We start from the raw sequence: 17,839 nt of genomic DNA on the forward strand, positions 1-17,839 counted from the left end.
CCGTACGCAGCCACAAGGCCGCGCTCCCGGCTGTCACCGGGCGGACACCTTTCACTTTTAGGAACCGGAATGAAGACCACGTTTCCGCAACTGCTGCTCCAGCATGCCGCCGAACGCCCCACGGCCGCGGCCCTGCGCGAAAAAGAATACGGTATCTGGCAGTCCCACAGCTGGGCCGACCTGGCACTGCTGGTGGAGCATGTGGCGGCCGGCCTGCACCAGGCGGGCCTCACGCGCGGCGAGCACATGGTGGTGATCGGCGCCAACCGCCCCCGCCTGTACGCGACCATGCTCGCAGCGCAATCGCTGGGCGCCATTCCCGTGCCGCTGTACCAGGATGCGGTGGCCGCCGAATGCATCTTCCCCCTGAACAACGCCGAGGTGCGCTTTTGCCTTGTGGAAGACCAGGAACAGGTGGACAAGATGCTGGAGATCCGCGAGCAGTGCCCGCTGATCGCGCGCATCTTCTTCGACGACCCGCGCGGCCTGCGCAACTACCAGGAAGAGGGCCTGTCGTCCCTGGACGCCCTGATCGAATCGGGCAAAGCCTTTGCCGCCCAGCACCCCACCTGGTTCCGCGACGAAGTGGCCAAGGCGCAACCCACCGACGTGGCGGCCATGTTCTTCACCTCGGGCACCACGGGCAACCCCAAGGGCGTGGTGCACACGCACAGCACCCTGCTCGACCGCGCCTCGGCCGGTGCCGAGTTCGACAAGCTCACCGGCAGCGAAGAGGTGCTGGCCTACCTGCCCCCGGCCTGGATCGGCCAGAACATCTTCAGCTACGCACAGTGGCTGGCCTGCGGCTACGTGGTCAACTGCCCCGAGTCGGCCAGCACCGTGACCATCGACCTCAAGGAAGTGGGTCCGACCTACTACTTCGCACCACCGCGCATCTTCGAGGGCCTGCTCACCAGCGTGATGATCCGCATGGAAGACGCGGGCACGGTCAAGCGCAAGATGTTCCAGGCCTGCATGGCCGTGGCCCAGCGCGTGGGCCCGGCGCTCATGGACGGCCAGCCTGTGGGCACGCTTGACCGCATCAAGTACGCCCTCGGCAACCTGCTGGTCTACGGCCCGCTGCGCAACAACCTCGGCTTCTCGCGCGTGCGGGTGGCCTACACGGCGGGCGAGGCCATCGGCCCGGACCTGTTCACCTTCTACCGCTCCATTGGCATCAACCTCAAGCAGCTCTACGGCTCCACCGAGACCGCCGTGTTCGTCTGCCTGCAGCCCGACAACCAGGCCCGCGCCGACACCGTGGGCGTGCCCATCCGCGGCGTGGAGATCAAGGTGGCCGACAACGGCGAGATCCTCGTCAAGTCGGCCGGCCTGCTCAAGGAGTACTACAAGAACCCCAAGGCCACGGCCGAGGTGCTCACGGCCGACGGCTGGTACCACACCAGCGACGCGGGCTTCCTCGACGCGCAGGGCCACCTCAAGATCATTGACCGCGTGAAGGATGTGGGCCGCATCAAGGGCGGCGCCAACGACGGCGCCATGTTCGCGCCCAAGTACGTGGAGAACAAGCTCAAGTTCTTCCCCCACATCAAGGAAGTCGTCGCCCTGGGCGACGGCCGCGAGAAGGTGTGCGTGATGGTCAACATCGACTTCGACGCCGTGGGCAACTGGGCCGAGCGCCGCAATCTGCCCTACGCCGGCTACACCGACCTGGCGCAAAAGCCCGAGGTCTACGAACTGGTGCGCGAGTGCGTGGAAAAGGTCAACGCTGACCTGGCGAACGACGCCCTGCTCGCCGGCAGCCAGGTCAGCCGCTTCCTGGTGCTGCACAAGGAACTCGATGCCGACGACGGCGAGCTCACGCGCACCAACAAGGTCCGCCGCGGCTTCATCGCCGAGAAATACGGCGTGCTGGTCGAGGCCCTCTATGCCGGCCGCAGCGAGCAGTTCATCGAAACCCAGGTCAAGTTCGAAGACGGCCGCACGGGCAGCGTGAGCGCCACGCTCAAGCTGTCGGACACAAAGACCTTCACCCCCGTCAAGGCCGCCGCATGAAGCCCACGCTCTACCCGCCCGACAAGCAACAGCAGCCCACCATGAACCAAAAGAAGATCGGCGACGTCATCCTCGACGTCAAGAACATCAGCCTGCGGTTCGGCGGCGTGAAGGCGCTCACCGACATCTCGTTCAACGTCAAGGAGCACGAGATCCGCGCCATCATCGGCCCCAACGGCGCGGGCAAGAGTTCCATGCTCAACTGCATCAACGGCGTGTACACGCCGTCCGAGGGCTCGATCACCTTCCGCGGCAAGACCTTCTCGCACATGAACTCGCGCCAGGTGGCCGAGATGGGCGTGGCGCGCACCTTCCAGAACCTGGCGCTGTTCAAGGGCATGAGCGTGATCGACAACATCATGACCGGGCGCAACCTCAAGATCAAAAGCAACCTGCTCATGCAGGCGCTGCGCATCGGCCCGGCCGAGCGCGAGGAGATCCGCCACCGCGAGTTCGTCGAGCACATCATCGACTTCCTGGAAATCCAGGCCTACCGCAAGACGCCCGTGGGCCAACTGCCCTATGGCCTGCAAAAGCGCGTGGACCTGGGCCGCGCCCTGGCCATGGAGCCGCAGGTGCTGCTGCTCGACGAGCCCATGGCCGGCATGAACGTCGAGGAAAAGCAGGACATGTGCCGCTTCGTGCTGGACGTGAACGACGAGTTCGGCACCACCATCGTGCTCATCGAGCACGACATGGGCGTGGTGATGGACATCTCCGACCGCGTGGTGGTGCTCGACTACGGCAAGAAGATCGGCGACGGCACGCCCGACGAGGTGCGCAGCAACCCGGACGTGATCAGCGCCTACCTGGGCACCTCGCATTGACCGATCCGGAGAACAACAACCATGGCATTCTTTCTTGAAACACTGATCGGCGGCCTCATGGCCGGCATGCTGTACTCGCTGGTGGCACTGGGCTTCGTGCTGATCTACAAGGCCTCGGGCGTTTTTAATTTCGCACAGGGCGCGATGGTGCTGTTCGCCGCCCTGGCCATGGCGCGCTTTGCCGAATGGATCCCCAAGTGGACCGGCATTGCGAGCCCCGTGTTCGCTGCGGTGGCCGCCTTCGTCATCGCGGGCGCCATCATGTTCGCGGTCGCCTGGCTCATCGAAAAGCTGGTGCTGCGCCACCTGGTGAACCAGGAAGGCGCCACCCTGCTCATGGCCACCCTCGGCATCACCTACTTCCTCGAAGGCCTGGGCCAGACGATCTTCGGCAGCGACATCTACAAGATCGACGTGGGCATGCCCAAGGACCCCGTGTTCCTGCTCGAATCCATGTTCCAGGGCGGCATTCTGGTCAACAAGGAGGACGTGATCGCCGCCGGCATCGCCGCCGCGCTGGTGGTGCTGCTCAGCGTGTTCTTCCAGAAGACCTCCACCGGCCGCGCCCTGCGCGCCGTGGCCGACGACCACCAGGCCGCCCAGTCCATCGGCATCCCGCTCAACCGCATCTGGGTGATCGTCTGGTGCGTGGCCGGCGTCGTGGCCCTGGTGGCCGGCATGATCTGGGGCTCCAAGCTCGGCGTGCAGTTCTCACTGACCACGGTGGCCCTGCGCGCCCTGCCCGTGGTGATCCTGGGCGGCCTCACCTCGGTGCCCGGCGCCATCATCGGCGGGCTGATCATCGGCGTGGGCGAGAAGCTCTCCGAGGTCTACCTGGGCCCGTATGTGGGTGGGGGCATCGAGATCTGGTTTGCGTATGTACTGGCGCTGGTGTTTCTTCTCTTCAGGCCGCAAGGCTTGTTCGGAGAAAAAATCATTGATCGCGTATGAAATACGGGAGCAATGATTTTTCGAAGGAGGCACAAGGCGCAACGCGCGTTGTCAGCGGAGCCGCAGGCGCCGCGTGGCACCGCAGGTGCGCCCCCGTGCAAAAGATCATCGATCGCGCTTAACCAATAACAAGAACCACCAGGAGACTCTCATGCTCTACCGCGAAAACGGCCAGTTCAAGACCAGCTACCGCTCGGACCAGCAGATCTTCCCGATCGCGCAGGACCGCCTTGCCATCGGCCTCATCCTGGCCGTGGCCTTCATCGCCGTGCCCATGCTGGCCAGCGACTACCTGTTCCGCGCCATCCTGATCCCCCTGGTCATCATGGCGCTGGCCGCCCTGGGGGTGAACATCCTCGTGGGCTACTGCGGCCAGATCTCGCTGGGCTCGGGCGCCTTCATGGCCGTGGGGGCCTACGGCGCCTACAACTTCTTCGTGCGCATTCCCGGCATGCCGCTGATCCCGGCGCTGATCCTCGGGGGCCTGTGCGCCACCTTCTTCGGCATCCTGTTCGGGCTGCCCAGCCTGCGCGTCAAGGGCCTGTACCTGGCGGTGGCCACACTGGCGGCGCAGTTCTTCAGCGACTGGATGTTCCTGCGCATCAAGTGGTTCACCAACAACTCCGACTCGGGTTCGGTGTCGGTGAACAACCTGCAGGTCTTCGGACTGCCCATCGAGAGCGCCACCAGCAAGTACCTGTTCTGCCTGGCCGTGCTGGTGGTAGTGGCCCTGCTGGCCAAGAACCTGGTGCGCGGCGCCATCGGCCGCGAGTGGATGGCCATCCGCGACATGGACGTGGCAGCGGCCGTGATCGGCATCCGCCCCATGTACGCCAAGCTCAGCGCCTTCGCCGTGAGCTCCTTCATCATCGGCATGGCCGGCGCACTCTGGGCTTTCGTCTACCTGGGCGCCTGGGAGCCGGCGGCCTTCTCGGTGGAGATCTCGTTCCGCCTGCTGTTCATGGTGATCATCGGCGGCCTGGGCTCCATCATGGGGGCCTTCTTCGGTGCCGCCTTCATCGTGGTGCTGCCCATCGTGCTCAACCAGTTCCTGCCTGCGCTGCTGGGGCTTTTCGGCATCACCATCTCCACGGCCGGCGTCTCGCATGCCGAGCTGATGATCTTCGGCGCACTCATCGTGTGGTTCCTGATCGTCGAGCCCCATGGCCTGGCCAAGCTGTGGTCTACGGGCAAGCAGAAGCTGCGCCTGTGGCCCTTCCCGCACTGATCAGTGCGCCGCGCCGTCCCCTCAGGAAACCCCTTACACGCAAGTCCTCATACCGCCTTTGCGCGTAGCCGTTAACTTGGTTTTTCCCGTGCTTCAACACATTCATCCAAAGGAGACATCCATGAAGCTTTCGAAACTCGTGATCGCTGCCGCGGTGGTTGCCGCAGGCGCCTCGTCCGTGGCGACGAGCGCCTTCGCGCAAGCCAAGGAGCAGTTCTTCCCGCTGCTGTCCTACCGCACCGGCCCCTACGCGCCCAACGGTGTGCCATGGGCCAACGGCAAGCAGGACTACATCAAGATGATCAACGCACGCGACGGTGGCATCAACGGGGTGAAGCTGACCTTTGAAGAGTGCGAGACCGGCTATGCCACCGACCGCGGCGTGGAATGCTATGAGCGCCTGAAGGGCAAGCCCGGCGTGACGCTGTTCGACCCCCAGGCCACGGGCATCGCGTTCGCGCTGACCGAGAAGGCCCCCGTGGACAAGATCCCGCTGATGACGCTGGGCTACGCACTGTCGGCCTCGCAGGATGGCCAGGCCTTCAAGTGGAATTTCCCCTTCATGGGCAGCTACTTCACCGGCTCCGACATCCTGATCCAGCACATCGGCAAGAGCCTGGGCGGCCTGGACAAGCTCAAGGGCAAGAAGATAGCCTACGTCTACCACGACAGCCCCTTCGGCAAGGAAGCCATCCCGCTGCTGCAGGAACGCGCCAAGATGCATGGTTTCGAGCTGCAGATGCTGCCCGTGACCGCACCCGGCGTGGAACAGAAGGCCACCTGGCTGCAGGTGCGCCAAAGCCGCCCTGACTACGTGCTGCTGTGGGGCTGGGGGGTGATGAACTCGACCGCCCTGAAGGAAGCCCAGGCCACAGGCTACCCGCGCGACAAGATGTATGGCGTGTGGTGGGCCGGCGCAGAACCCGATGTGCGCGACGTGGGCGAAGGTGCCAAGGGCTACAACGCGCTGGCGCTGAACACTTCGGGTACGCAACCCAAAGTGATCCAGGACATCCTCAAGCACGTGCACGAAAAGGGCCAGGGCACGGGTCCCAAGGACGAAGTGGGCTCGGTGCTGTACACGCGCGGCGTGATCATCCAGATGCTGGCCGTGGAGTCGGTGCGCCGCGCGCAGGAGCGCTTCGGCAAGGGCAAGGTCATGACCGGTGAGCAAGTGCGCTGGGGCATGGAAAACCTGGCCCTGGACCAGAAGAAGCTCGATGCCATGGGCTTCGGCGGCGTGATGCGCCCCCTGTCCACCAGCTGCGCCGACCACATGGGCTCCAGCTGGGCCCGCGTGCACACCTGGGATGGCAGCAAGTGGAACTTCTCGTCCGACTGGTACCAGGCCGATGAGCAGATCCTCAAGCCCATGGTCAAGGCTGGTGCCGACAAGTGGCTGGCCGACAAGAAGATGAGCCGCCGCGATGCGGCAGATTGCCAAAGCTAAGGGCATCCCCCTGAGGCGCTGGCGCGCCTTCCCCCTTCTCTCGAATCGCTGCGCGATTCGGGAAGGGGGACGCCACCAGCGCGGCGGGGCGGCCCTTGCGCGGTGGCCCTGGTCTTTGGCTGCGACAGTTTCGGCGAACAGTGACGCATCGGTTGCCCTGGAGGCAGCCGCCAACCGAGAGGGCTGCAATGCAACCCTCCCGATTGGCACAGCGAGTGAAGGCAACACCATGGATTCCAGCAACAACATCGTTCTCAACGTCAACGGCATCGAGGTCATCTACAACCACGTGATCCTGGTGCTCAAGGGGGTCTCGCTGCAGGTGCGCGAAGGCAGCATCGTGGCCATCCTCGGGGGCAACGGCGCGGGCAAGACGACCACGCTGCGCGCCATCTCCAACCTGCTGCAGGGCGAACGCGGGGCGGTCACCAAGGGGAGCATCGAGCTGCGCGGCGAGCGCATCGAGAACCTCTCGCCGGCCGACCTGGTCAAGCGCGGCGTGGTGCAGGTCATGGAAGGGCGCCACTGCTTCGCCCACCTGACCATCGAGGAGAACCTGATGACGGGCTCCTACACCCGCAGCAGCAAGGCCGAGATCGCCGCCAACCTGGAGAAGGTCTACAACTACTTTCCGCGCCTGAAGACCCGGCGCACCTCGCAGGCGGCGTACACCTCGGGCGGCGAGCAGCAGATGTGCGCCATCGGCCGTGCGCTGATGGCCAACCCCAGCATGGTGCTGCTCGACGAGCCCTCGATGGGCCTTGCGCCGCAGATCGTGGAGGAGGTGTTCAACATCGTGAAAGACCTGAACACCAAGGAGAAGGTGACCTTCCTGTTGGCCGAGCAGAACACCAACATGGCGCTCAAGTACGCCGACTACGGCTACATCATGGAAAGCGGCCGCGTGGTGATGGACGGCGCGGCCAGCGACCTGGCGAGCAACGAGGACGTCAAGGAGTTCTACCTGGGCGTGGGTGGTGGCGAGCGCAAGAGCTTCAAGGACGTGAAGAGCTACAAGCGCCGCAAGCGCTGGCTGGCCTGAATATGACCCCCACGCTCCCTCACTGCGTGTGGTCGCTGCCCCCCAAGGGGGCCCCGACCGCCTTGGGGCGGCCCGGCGGCGGTCGGATCGCCCTCTGCACAGGCACTGCCTGAAACACCATTCACAGGAACCGCCATGAATTCTTTCTACGACACGCTGGAAACCCGCGCGCCCGATGCGCGCGAAGCCGCCCTGCTCGCCGCCCTGCCTGGCCAGGTGGCCCACGCTCAGAAGGCGTCGCCCGCCTTTGCAAGTATTCTGGCCGGCGTGGACGCCTCGGCCATCACCAGCCGTGCAGCGCTGGCGCAGTTGCCGGTGACGCGCAAGCACGAGCTGCTCGAGCGCCAGCAGGCCGGCCGCGCCACCAATGTCTTCGGCGGCTTCAGCGCGCTGTCCTTCGGCGCGGGCATGCCGCGCGTGTTCGCCAGCCCTGGCACCATCTACGAGCCCGAGGGCACGCGGCGCGACTACTGGCGCATGGCGCGCGCCATGTACAGCGCCGGCTTCCGGCCCGGCGAACTGATCCACAACAGCTTCAGCTACCACTTCGTTCCTGCCGGCTCCATGATGGAAACCGGCGCCCATGCGCTGGGTTGCACCGTGTTTGCCGGCGGCACCGGCCAGACCGAGCAACAGGTGCAGGCCATGGCCGAACTGCGGCCCGCAGGCTACATCGGCACGCCGAGCTTTCTCAAGCTCATTGTCGAGCGCGCGGCCGAGATGGGCGTGGCGCTGCCCACGGTGACCAAGGCCCTGGTCTCGGGCGAGGCCTTTCCGCCCTCGCTGCGCGACTGGTTCACCGAGCGCGGCGTTGCTGGCTACCAGTGCTACGCCACGGCCGACCTGGGGCTGATCGCCTACGAGACCAGCGCGCGCGAAGGCCTGGTGCTCGATGAAGGCGTGATCGTGGAGATCGTGCGCCCCGGCACCGGCGACCCCGTGCCCGAGGGCGAGGTCGGCGAGCTCGTGGTGACCACCCTGAACCCCGACTACCCGCTGGTGCGCTTTGGCACCGGCGACCTCTCGGCCGTGCTGCCCGGCACCTGCCCCACGGGCCGCACCAACCGCCGCATCAAGGGCTGGATGGGTCGGGCCGACCAGACCACCAAGGTGCGCGGCATGTTCGTGCACCCCGGCCAGGTGGCTGCCATCGTGCGGCGCTTTCCGCAGGTGCTGCGTGCGCGCCTGGTGGTCAGTGGCGAGATGGCCAACGACCAGATGCTGCTGCAGGTGGAAACCACCGAGACCGCCGAAGGCCTGGCCCGCCAGCTGGGCGACGCCATCCGCGAGGTGACCAAGCTGCGCGGCGAAGTGCAGATGGTGCCACCAGGCAGCCTGCCCAACGATGGGCGCGTGATCGAAGACGCGCGCAGCTACCGCTGAGGCCCAAGGGCCTGTCTACAACAGGGCCTGCTCACACTGGTTTCGGGGTCACCGAAATTGGTGTGAGCAGGCCCTAATCCATTGGCCTCATGGGGGATTATCGGGACACCCCCATATTCTCCATATATAGACATATTCAGCAGATATGGAGGCGTCGCGAAGGCATATTTTCAGCAGCCCCTCCAAAACCCCTGACAAAGGTCAATCCAAGGGAAAACGCTGCCCCATTCCGGCGCCAGTGTTTACCCTTAATACGCTACTCTATTCATAGCATTAAACGACCACATACAGTGCTTTGAAAGCGCATTTCGCTCAAAGCCACTACCCCCCGCATGGTACGTAATTCCCGCAATACTGGCGAAAGGGTCGCTGGATATCATGGCCCGTCTTTTACAGAGGAGCACTCATGAAAAAACTGATCCAACTCGCCCTTGTCGCCGCAGCGGCAGCAGCCACTTTTGGCGCCGCTGCGCAGGAATACCCATCCAAGGACAAGACGGTCACCATCGTGGTGCCTTTCGCCGCTGGCGGCCCGACCGACCGCGTCGCGCGTGACCTGGCCGAAGCCCTGCGCAAGCCGCTGGGCGCCAACGTGGTGGTGGACAACACCGCCGGTGCCGGCAGCTCCATCGGCGCCGCCCGCGTCGCCCGCGCCGCACCCGATGGCTACACCCTGCTGCTCAACCACATCGGCATGTCCACCATGCCCGCGCTGTACCGCAAGCTGGCCTTCAGCGTGCCCAACGACTTCGAGTACCTGGGCATGGTCAACGATGTGCCCATGACGCTGATCGCGCGCCCCACCATGGCCGCCAACAACTACAAGGAACTGTCGGCTTGGCTCGCGCAGAACAAAGGCAAGATCAACCTGGGCAATGCCGGCCTGGGTTCCGCCTCGCACCTGTGCGGCCTGATGTTCCAGAGCGCCGTGCAGATCGACATGACCCCCGTTCCCTACAAGGGCACGGCACCGGCCATCACCGACCTGATCGGCGGCCAGATCGACCTGCTGTGCGACCAGACCACCAACACCTCGGGCCAAATCGAAGCCAAGAAGGTCAAGGCCTATGCCGTGACCACCCAGAAACGCCTGACCACGCCCCTGCTCAAGGACCTGCCCACGCTGGCCGAATCGGGCCTGAAGAACTTCGAAGTGACCATCTGGCACGGCCTGTACGGCCCCAAGGGCACGCCGCCTGACATCGCCAAGAAGATCAACGACGCACTCAAGGTCGCCCTGAAGGACCCCGACTTCATCAAGAAGCAGGAAGGCCTGGGCGCCGTGGTCGTGACCGACAAGCGCGTCGAGCCCGCCGAGCACAAGAAGTTTGTGGCGGCCGAAATCGACAAGTGGACGGCTGTCATCAAGGCCGCCGGCACCTACGCCGACTGATCGGCCCACGCGCAGCACTGCACCACAAGCCACCACGCCCTTGGGCCTGGTGGCTTTTTTCTGCCCGGGCAGCCGGACCCTGGGCCCGATGTCCATCCATCCACCACGGCCACATTCCGCGCCTGGTCTTCGGGTAATCCATCTGCCCGGCGCGCGCGCGCCCGCGTAGAACTGCAGGCATACACCCGGCTCTTGAAGAAAGCATTTCCATGGCACAGCAAGCCCGCAGCACCCACCCCGCCATCGCCGCGAAGACCCGCGCCCGCAGCCGCCGCAAGGCCATTGCCATGGCCTTCACCCTGAGCGCGCTGGGCGCCCTGGCCGTGGCCACCGCCAGCGCCCTGCTGCTGCCGCGCTCCGCCCACGCACAGCAGCCTGCGGCAGCGCCTGCAGGCGCATGGCCCAACAAGCCGGTGCGCATCGTCGTGCCGTTTGCGCCCGGCGGCACCACCGACATCCTGGCGCGCGCACTGACGCCTGATCTGTCGCGCGTGTTCGGCCAGCAGTTCGTGGTGGACAACCGCGCCGGTGCCGGCGGCAACGTGGGTGCCGAGATCGTGGCCAAGGCCCCGGCCGATGGCTACACACTGCTCATGGGCACCGTGGGCACGCACGGCATCAACCGCGCGCTGTACGCCAAGCTGCCCTACGACCCGATCAAGGACTTCGCGCCCATCACCCTGGTCGCCGCCGTGCCCAACGTGATGGTGATGAACGTGGACAAGGCCAAGTCCCTGGGCATCACCAATGTGCAGGACTTCATGCGCGTTGCCAAGGCCAGCCCCGGCAAGTTCAACATGGCATCGAGCGGCAATGGCACCTCCATCCACCTGGCGGGCGAGCTGTTCAAGAGCATGACCGGCACCTTCATGCTGCACCTGCCTTACCGCGGCTCCGGCCCCGCGCTGCTGGACCTGGTGGGCGGCAATGCGGATGTGATGTTCGACAACCTGCCCTCGTCCATGGCCCAGATCAAGGCCGGCAAGCTGACCGCGCTGGCCGTGACGAGCAGCCAGCGCTCCGGCGCCCTGCCCGACGTGCCCACGGTGGAGCAGGCCGGAGGCCCCACGCTCAAGGGCTACGAGGCCAGCTCCTGGTTCGGCCTGCTGGCCCCCGCCGGCACCCCGCCCGACATGGTCAACCGCATCCAGCAGGAAGTCGCCAAGGCCCTGGCCTCCCCCGCGATGAAGGAGCGCCTGATGGCCCAGGGCGCGATCCCCGGCGGCAACACGCCTGCCGAGTTCGCCAAGCACATCGACGCCGAGCACAAGAAGTGGGCCCAGGTGGTCAAGGCCTCGGGCGCCAAGGTGGACTGACACCGAAATGCCGGCAAACCAAGCCGGCCGCTATGCCATGGGCTGGCGGATGATGGTCTTCCATTTCGCGGGCGCCGCCTTGCGGATGTCGCTCAGGTAGATCTCATGGTGCTTTCCGGCCCGTGAGGCCCGGGCGTCGATGAAGTCGTGCACCCGCTCAATGGTGGGCCCCTCTTCGGTGAAGGGCCCCAGGTGCAGCACCTGTGCGCACCGCCCTTCGGCGAACACCTCCGAGCGCAGGCGCTCCACCCCTGGCAGCGCCTTCTTGCGCCGCACCTCGTCGATGGCGCGGGCAAGCACCTCCGGCGTCGCAAAGGAAGGCTGCATGACCATCATCGTCCACTGCCACTGGGCACGGTCATTGGCGACAAAGGCCGCCATGTCGTCGGCCCACCACAGGCCTTCCAGCGGCATCACTGCATAGTCAATGGCTTCAGGGCCCTTCTTGACCATGAACTTCGCCGTGTAGGAGACGGCGAACAAGGCCTCCACCGCCTGCGCATAAGGCTCCGAGCCAGTCGGATCCCCCTGTCCATCGACCATCAGGAAGCGCAAGGCGGGGACCTCGACCTCCACCACGCTGCGGGCCGAGGGCTGGTACAGGTGCTTGAGGTCCGTCTTCTTCAGGTCAATCTTGTCCACAGGCGGCCCCGGTTCGCGCGCACGCCATGGTCACACTCCCCAGACCACATCCGCCTGCTCGGCTGCGCTCTTGCGCAGCATCTCGATGAAAGGCGCCGCGCGTTGGCGCAGCTTCACGGTGTCTGCGCGGCCGCCCTGCTCCTCGTCCTCGTCCCCTTCCTTGCCCTCCGGCGCGGGGGGCTGGGCTTCGCTGGCCTTGACTGCGGCCTCCAGGGCCGCGATGGCCCCGGGAATCTGCGCCGCGGTCACGATGCCGCTGCCGCCCGGGGTCTTGCCGATGATCTCCAGGATCTGGCGGCCCTGGGGTTCAAGCATGATCAGATCGGCCGCGGCCTTGGACTTGAATTTGTAAAGCATGGTGTGCAGAGGTCCTCTCAAGTGGCAATGTTCTCTTTGTACATGGAGTCGCGCGTGAACGGGCCATCCGATTGTGCGCCGCGCAGGGTGCCGCTCCGGGTACCCCCATCCAACCGGTAGCTACACAGCACCTTAACGCCCAGCGCTGCCCCACCCTGTGCGGCAAACACCCCACGCGCTGCAGGCAGTTGCACCTCCCGCCGGTCAGACCAGACCCACAGTGTGCGCGCACCGCCCCCTGCTGGGCGCGATCCCTGCGCCGAAGCCATCTGGGGATGGCCCCATTGACAGCAATTTGTTTAGGTCTAAACTATTTTTCCATGAACATACTTTGCATTGGCGGCGGCCCCGCAGGTCTGTATTTCGCTCTGCTCATGAAGCAGCAGAACCCGGCGCACCGTGTGACGGTGCTGGAGCGCAACCGCCCGTTTGACACCTTCGGCTGGGGCGTGGTGCTGTCGGACCAGACACTGGCCAACCTGCAGGCGGCGGATGGCGCCACGGCCGGGCTGATCGGCGATGCCTTCAACCATTGGGACGACATCGAGGTGTTCTTCAAGGGCCAGAGCGTGCGCTCGGGCGGGCATGGCTTCTGCGGCATCGGCCGCAAGCGCCTGCTCAACATCCTGCAGGACCGCTGCCTCGCCGTGGGCGTGGAGCTGGTGTTCGAGACCGAGGTGCAGGACGACCAGGAGGCCGCGGCCAAGTACAACGCCGACCTGGTGATCGCCAGCGATGGCCTGAACAGCCGCATCCGCACCCGCTACGCCGCCACCTACCAGCCTGACATCGACCTGCGCCAGTGCCGCTTTGTCTGGCTGGGCACGCACAAGAAGTTTGACGCTTTTACTTTTGCTTTCGAACAGACCGAGCACGGCTGGTTCCAGGCCCATGCCTACCAGTTCGACGCCGACACCTCCACCTTCATTGTGGAGACGCCCGAGGCGGTGTGGAAGGCCCATGGCCTGGACCAGATGGAGCAGCCCGAGGCCATCGCCTTCTGCGAGCGCCTGTTCGCCAAATACCTCGACGGCAATGCCCTGATCAGCAACGCCACCCACCTGCGCGGTTCGGCCAACTGGATCCGCTTTCCGCGCGTGATCTGCAACACCTGGGTGCACCGCGAAGCCATTGGCGGCAAGCCGGTGCCCATCGTGCTCATGGGCGATGCGGCGCACACCGCGCATTTTTCCATTGGCAGCGGCACCAAACTCGCGCTCGAAGACGCTATCGACCTGGCCAACGAGTTCGCCACGGGCCTGCCCATCGATGAAGTGCTCACGCACTACGAGGCGCGCCGCAGCGTCGAGGTGCTGAAGATCCAGAACGCGGCGCGCAACTCCACCGAATGGTTCGAGAACGTGACGCGCTACACGGGCATGCAGATCGAGCAGTTCGCGTACTCGCTGCTCACGCGCAGCCAGCGCATCAGCCACGAGAACCTGCGCCTGCGCGATGCGCAGTGGCTCGAAGGCTACGAAAGCTGGCTGGCGGGCGGCAAGGCCGCTGTGCCGCCCATGCTCACGCCGTTCACCGTGCGCGGCCTCACGCTCAAGAACCGCATCGTCGTCTCGCCCATGGCCACCTACAGCGCGGTCGACGGCGTGCCGCAGGACTTTCTGCTGGTGCACCTGGGCGCGCGCGCGCTGGGCGGCGCGGCCATGGTGATGGTGGAGATGACCAGCCCCACGCCCGAAGGCCGCATCACCCCCGGCTGCACGGGGCTGTGGAACGATGCGCAGCAGGCCGCCTTCACGCGCATCGTGCAATTCGTGCACGCCAGCAGCAGCGCCAAGATCGGCATGCAGCTGGGCCACAGCGGGCCCAAGGGCTCGACCCGCGTGGGCTGGGAGGGCACGGACGAACCGCTGGAGGCAGGCAACTGGCCCCTGCTGGCTGCGAGCCCGCTGGCCTATGGCGAGCAGAACCAGACGCCCGCGGCCCTGAGCCGCGCGGACATGGATGCCATGACCGCCGCCTTCACCGAGAGCGCGCGCCGCGCCGCCGCCTGCGGCTTCGACTGGCTGGAACTGCACTGCGCCCACGGCTACCTGCTGGCCAGTTTCATCAGCCCCATCACCAACCAGCGCACCGACGGGTACGGCGGCAGCCTGGCCAACCGCTGCCGCTACCCGCTGGAGGTGTTTGCCGCGCTGCGCGCCGTGTGGCCGGTCGACAAGCCCATGAGCGTGCGCATCTCAGCGCACGACTGGGCGCCCGGCGGCACCACGCCCGACGATGCCATCGAGATCGCGCGCCTGTTCAAGGCCGCGGGCTGCGACCTGATCGACGTGTCTTCGGGCCAGACCACGCGCGCCGCCAAACCCGTCTACGGCCGCATGTACCAGACGCCGTTTGCCGACCGCATCCGCAACGAGGTGGGCATCGCCACCATGGCCGTGGGCGCGATCAGCGAGGCCGATCACGCCAACAGCATCATCGCCGCGGGCCGTGCCGACCTCTGCGCCATTGCCCGCCCCCACCTGGCCGACCCGGCCTGGACACTGCATGCCGCAGCCCAGCTGAGCCCCGTGGCCGCCGCCCACACCGACTGGCCCGTGCAGTACTGGAGCGGGCGCGACCAGATGCAGCGCGAGATCGGCAAGCAAAAGCAGATGCAGGCCGCACTGGAGGCCCAGCACAAGCGCGGCGCCAGCGAGGAAGAGGGCTGAGCCATGGACCTGGAAGCCCGACTGCACGGCGCCGCGCCCAGCGAGCACCCCGAGGCCCTGCGCCTGTGGCTGCGCATGCTGACCTGCACGCAGCTGATCGAAAAGCAGGTGCGCGCCGGCCTGCGCGAGCGCTTCGACACCACGCTGCCGCGCTTTGACCTGATGGCGCAACTCGAACGCTCGCCCGAAGGCCTGAAGATGAAGGACCTCTCGCGCCGCATGATGGTCACGAGCGGCAACGTCACCGGCATCACCGACCAGCTCGTGGCCGAAGGCCTGGTGGAGCGCGTGGAGGTCGAAGGCGACCGCCGCGCCTACTGCGTGCGCCTGACCGAGCAAGGCCGCGCCCAGTTCAACGAAATGGCCCGCCAGCACGAAGAGTGGATCGTCGAGGCCTTCGCCGCTTTGGGCGAGCGCGACATCGCCACCTTGCACCGGCTGCTGGGCAAGGTCAAGGAACACACCCTCAAAAACCCCGTGGAGACAGAACCATGAAGCACAACATCGGCGCCGGCAACCCCATGCGCGCGCAGTTCGAACCCAAGGCCCCGTACACGGCGCAGCACTTCGCCTGGAGCTTTGCCGATGGCGTGGGCACCGTCACGCTGAACCGGCCCGAGCGCAAGAACCCGCTGACCTTCCAGAGCTATGCAGAGCTGCGCGACTTCTTCAACGCCCTGCGCTTTGCCACCGATGTGAAGTGCGTGGTGGTCACGGGCGCGGGCGGCAACTTCTGCTCGGGCGGCGATGTGCACGAGATCATCGGCCCACTGACCGGCATGAGCATGCCCGAGCTGCTGGAGTTCACGCGCATGACGGGCGACCTGGTCAAGGCCATGCGCGCCTGTCCGCAGCCCATCCTGGGCGCCATCGACGGCATCTGCGCGGGCGCCGGTGCCATGATGGCGCTGGCCTGCGACATGCGCTACGGCACGGCCGCGGCCAAGACGGCCTTTCTGTTCACCCGCGTGGGCCTGGCCGGCGCCGACATGGGCGCCTGCGCGCTGCTGCCGCGCCTCATCGGCCAGGGCCGTGCCTCGGAGCTGCTGTTCACCGGCCGCTCCATGACGGCCCAGGAAGGCCTGGCCTGGGGCTTCTTCAACGACCTGTACGAGCCCGCCGACCTGCTGGCCCAGGTGCAGGAAACCGCACGTGCCCTGGCCAGCGGCCCCACCTTCGCGCACGGCATGACCAAGACCATGCTCAGCCAGGAATGGGCCATGACCATCGACCAGGCCATCGAGGCCGAAGCCCAGGCCCAGGCCATCTGCATGCAGACGCAGGACTTCCGCCGCGCCTACGAGGCCTTCGCGGCCAGGCAAAAGCCTGTGTTCCAGGGGGACTGACACCATGCACATCGCCACCCCACCGGCGCCCTGCCCGCCCTCCACGGCCCACCTGGATCTGCCCTTCTTCGACGACGCGCACCGAACCCTGGCGCGCGGCCTGGTGCCCTGGGCCGCCGCCCAGGACGTGGACGAAACCGATGACCGCGCCGCCTGCCGCGAATGGGTGCGCCGCCTCGGAGCAGACGGCTGGCTGCGCTACTGCGTGCCCGCCGCGCATGGCGGCGCCCTGCCCGCCCTCGATTCGCGCGCGCTGGTGCTGCTGCGCGAGACCTTGGCCTACCACTCGCCGCTGGCCGACTTCGCCTTTGCCATGCAGGGCTTGGGCAGCGGCGCCATCACCCTGGCCGGCAGCCCCGCGCAGCAGGCCCACTACCTGCAAGGCGTGGCCAGCGGCCAGCTGATCGCGGCCTTCGCGCTGAGTGAGCCCGAGGCCGGCTCGGACGTGGGCGCCATGCGCACCACGGCGCTGCCCGCTGCTGGCGGCGCCTACACCCTCGACGGCAGCAAGACCTGGATCAGCAACGGCGGGATCGCCGACTTCTACTGCGTGTTCGCCAAGACCGAGCCGGACGGCGGCACGCGCGGCATCAGCGCCTTCATCGTCGATGCCACCGCGAAAGGGCTTGATACCTCGCGCCACATCCATGTGATGGCGCCGCACCCGCTGGCCACGCTGGCCTTCACGGGCTGCGAGGTGCCAAGCTCGGCGCTGCTGGGCGAGCTGAACGGGGGCTTCAAGCTGGCCATGCGCACGCTGGACATCTTCCGCGCCTCGGTGGCCGCAGCCGCCCTGGGCATGGCCCGCCGCGCCCTGGCCGAGGCCGTGCACCATGCGCGCCAGCGCCGCATGTTCGGCCAGTCGCTGGCCGACTTCCAGCTCACGCAGGCGCGCATCGGCGAAATGGCCGCGCTGGTGGACAGCGCCGCCCTGCTCACCTACCGCGCCGCCTGGCTGCGCGACGAGGGCGAGAAGCGCGGCGGCACCCGCGTGACCGCCGAGGCGGCCATGGCCAAGATGACCGCCACCGAGAACGCCCAACGCGTGATCGACATGGCGCTGCAGCTGCACGGCGGTCGTGGCGTGGAAGTGGGCAGCAAGGTCGAGAGCCTGTACCGCGACATCCGCTCGCTGCGCATCTACGAAGGCGCGACCGAGGTGCAGCAACTCATCATCGGCAAAGCCGCCCTGCAGACCCCCTGACCCAGGAAGGAG

15 protein-coding genes are annotated in these 17,839 nt (G+C 66.4%); 13 read left to right on the top strand and 2 right to left on the bottom strand.

The features are described 5' to 3' along the window. The first annotated feature begins 69 nt into the window (after positions 1-69). The 9 genes from HNP48_RS16895 (at position 70) to HNP48_RS16935 (ending at position 11,606) form a co-directional block, all read left to right on the top strand. Positions 70-2,016: a long-chain fatty acid--CoA ligase gene (locus tag HNP48_RS16895; protein ID WP_184859063.1), complete on the top strand. Its 1,947-nt coding sequence runs from the start codon at positions 70-72 to the stop codon at positions 2,014-2,016. Between the two features lie 41 nt (positions 2,017-2,057). Beyond that, positions 2,058-2,843 carry an ABC transporter ATP-binding protein gene (locus HNP48_RS16900; RefSeq protein ID WP_184859312.1) on the top strand — a complete coding sequence of 262 codons (786 nt, stop codon included), beginning with the start codon at positions 2,058-2,060 and terminating at the stop codon, positions 2,841-2,843. Positions 2,844-2,864: 21 nt separating this feature from the next. Next, positions 2,865-3,794 carry a branched-chain amino acid ABC transporter permease gene (locus tag HNP48_RS16905; protein WP_184859065.1) on the top strand — a complete coding sequence of 310 codons (930 nt, stop codon included), beginning with the start codon at positions 2,865-2,867 and terminating at the stop codon, positions 3,792-3,794. A gap of 151 nt (positions 3,795-3,945) precedes the next feature. Beyond that, positions 3,946-5,022, top strand: a complete 1,077-nt coding sequence (locus HNP48_RS16910) for a branched-chain amino acid ABC transporter permease (RefSeq protein WP_184859067.1) — start codon at positions 3,946-3,948, stop codon at positions 5,020-5,022. 121 nt (positions 5,023-5,143) lie between these two features. After that, positions 5,144-6,472, top strand: coding sequence for an ABC transporter substrate-binding protein (locus tag HNP48_RS16915; RefSeq protein WP_184859069.1), 1,329 nt, complete (start codon positions 5,144-5,146; stop codon positions 6,470-6,472). Positions 6,473-6,701: 229 nt separating this feature from the next. Beyond that, positions 6,702-7,514 carry an ABC transporter ATP-binding protein gene (locus tag HNP48_RS16920; RefSeq protein WP_184859071.1) on the top strand — a complete coding sequence of 271 codons (813 nt, stop codon included), beginning with the start codon at positions 6,702-6,704 and terminating at the stop codon, positions 7,512-7,514. Positions 7,515-7,649: 135 nt separating this feature from the next. Beyond that, a complete protein-coding gene (locus tag HNP48_RS16925) occupies positions 7,650-8,897 on the top strand; it encodes a phenylacetate--CoA ligase family protein (RefSeq protein ID WP_184859073.1) in 1,248 nt (415 codons plus the stop codon). A 406-nt stretch (positions 8,898-9,303) separates the two neighbouring features. Further along, positions 9,304-10,290, top strand: coding sequence for a tripartite tricarboxylate transporter substrate-binding protein (locus HNP48_RS16930; protein WP_184859075.1), 987 nt, complete (start codon positions 9,304-9,306; stop codon positions 10,288-10,290). A 287-nt stretch (positions 10,291-10,577) separates the two neighbouring features. Next, a complete protein-coding gene (locus HNP48_RS16935; protein ID WP_184859314.1) occupies positions 10,578-11,606 on the top strand; it encodes a tripartite tricarboxylate transporter substrate binding protein in 1,029 nt (342 codons plus the stop codon). A 30-nt stretch (positions 11,607-11,636) separates the two neighbouring features. On the opposite strand, the gene HNP48_RS16940 is transcribed toward HNP48_RS16935, so the two are convergent. Together HNP48_RS16940 and HNP48_RS16945 are read right to left on the bottom strand one after the other, a co-directional pair. Further along, positions 11,637-12,248, bottom strand: coding sequence for a GyrI-like domain-containing protein (locus tag HNP48_RS16940; RefSeq protein WP_184859077.1), 612 nt, complete (start codon positions 12,246-12,248; stop codon positions 11,637-11,639). A gap of 30 nt (positions 12,249-12,278) precedes the next feature. Further along, the gene (locus HNP48_RS16945; protein ID WP_184859079.1) at positions 12,279-12,605 is read right to left on the bottom strand and encodes a DUF1840 domain-containing protein; all 327 of its coding nucleotides are present in this window, start codon (positions 12,603-12,605) and stop codon (positions 12,279-12,281) included. A 320-nt stretch (positions 12,606-12,925) separates the two neighbouring features. Here HNP48_RS16945 and HNP48_RS16950 point away from each other — a divergent pair, with 320 nt between their 5' ends. From HNP48_RS16950 to HNP48_RS16965, 4 genes are read left to right on the top strand one after another with little or no spacing between them, the layout of a single operon-like run. Beyond that, entirely contained in the window at positions 12,926-15,277 is a 2,352-nt protein-coding gene (locus HNP48_RS16950) for a bifunctional salicylyl-CoA 5-hydroxylase/oxidoreductase (RefSeq protein WP_184859081.1), read from the top strand. 3 nt (positions 15,278-15,280) lie between these two features. Further along, positions 15,281-15,772: a MarR family winged helix-turn-helix transcriptional regulator gene (locus tag HNP48_RS16955; RefSeq protein ID WP_184859083.1), complete on the top strand. Its 492-nt coding sequence runs from the start codon at positions 15,281-15,283 to the stop codon at positions 15,770-15,772. Then, entirely contained in the window at positions 15,769-16,623 is an 855-nt protein-coding gene (locus tag HNP48_RS16960) for an enoyl-CoA hydratase family protein (protein WP_184859085.1), read from the top strand. Before HNP48_RS16955 ends, HNP48_RS16960 begins: the two co-directional genes overlap by 4 nt. Before the next feature lie 4 nt (positions 16,624-16,627). Further along, positions 16,628-17,827: an acyl-CoA dehydrogenase family protein gene (locus HNP48_RS16965; protein ID WP_184859087.1), complete on the top strand. Its 1,200-nt coding sequence runs from the start codon at positions 16,628-16,630 to the stop codon at positions 17,825-17,827. Positions 17,828-17,839 lie beyond the last annotated feature (12 nt).

It is taken from the genome of Acidovorax soli, assembly GCF_014207955.1.
Classification (GTDB): domain Bacteria; phylum Pseudomonadota; class Gammaproteobacteria; order Burkholderiales; family Burkholderiaceae_C; genus Acidovorax; species Acidovorax soli_A.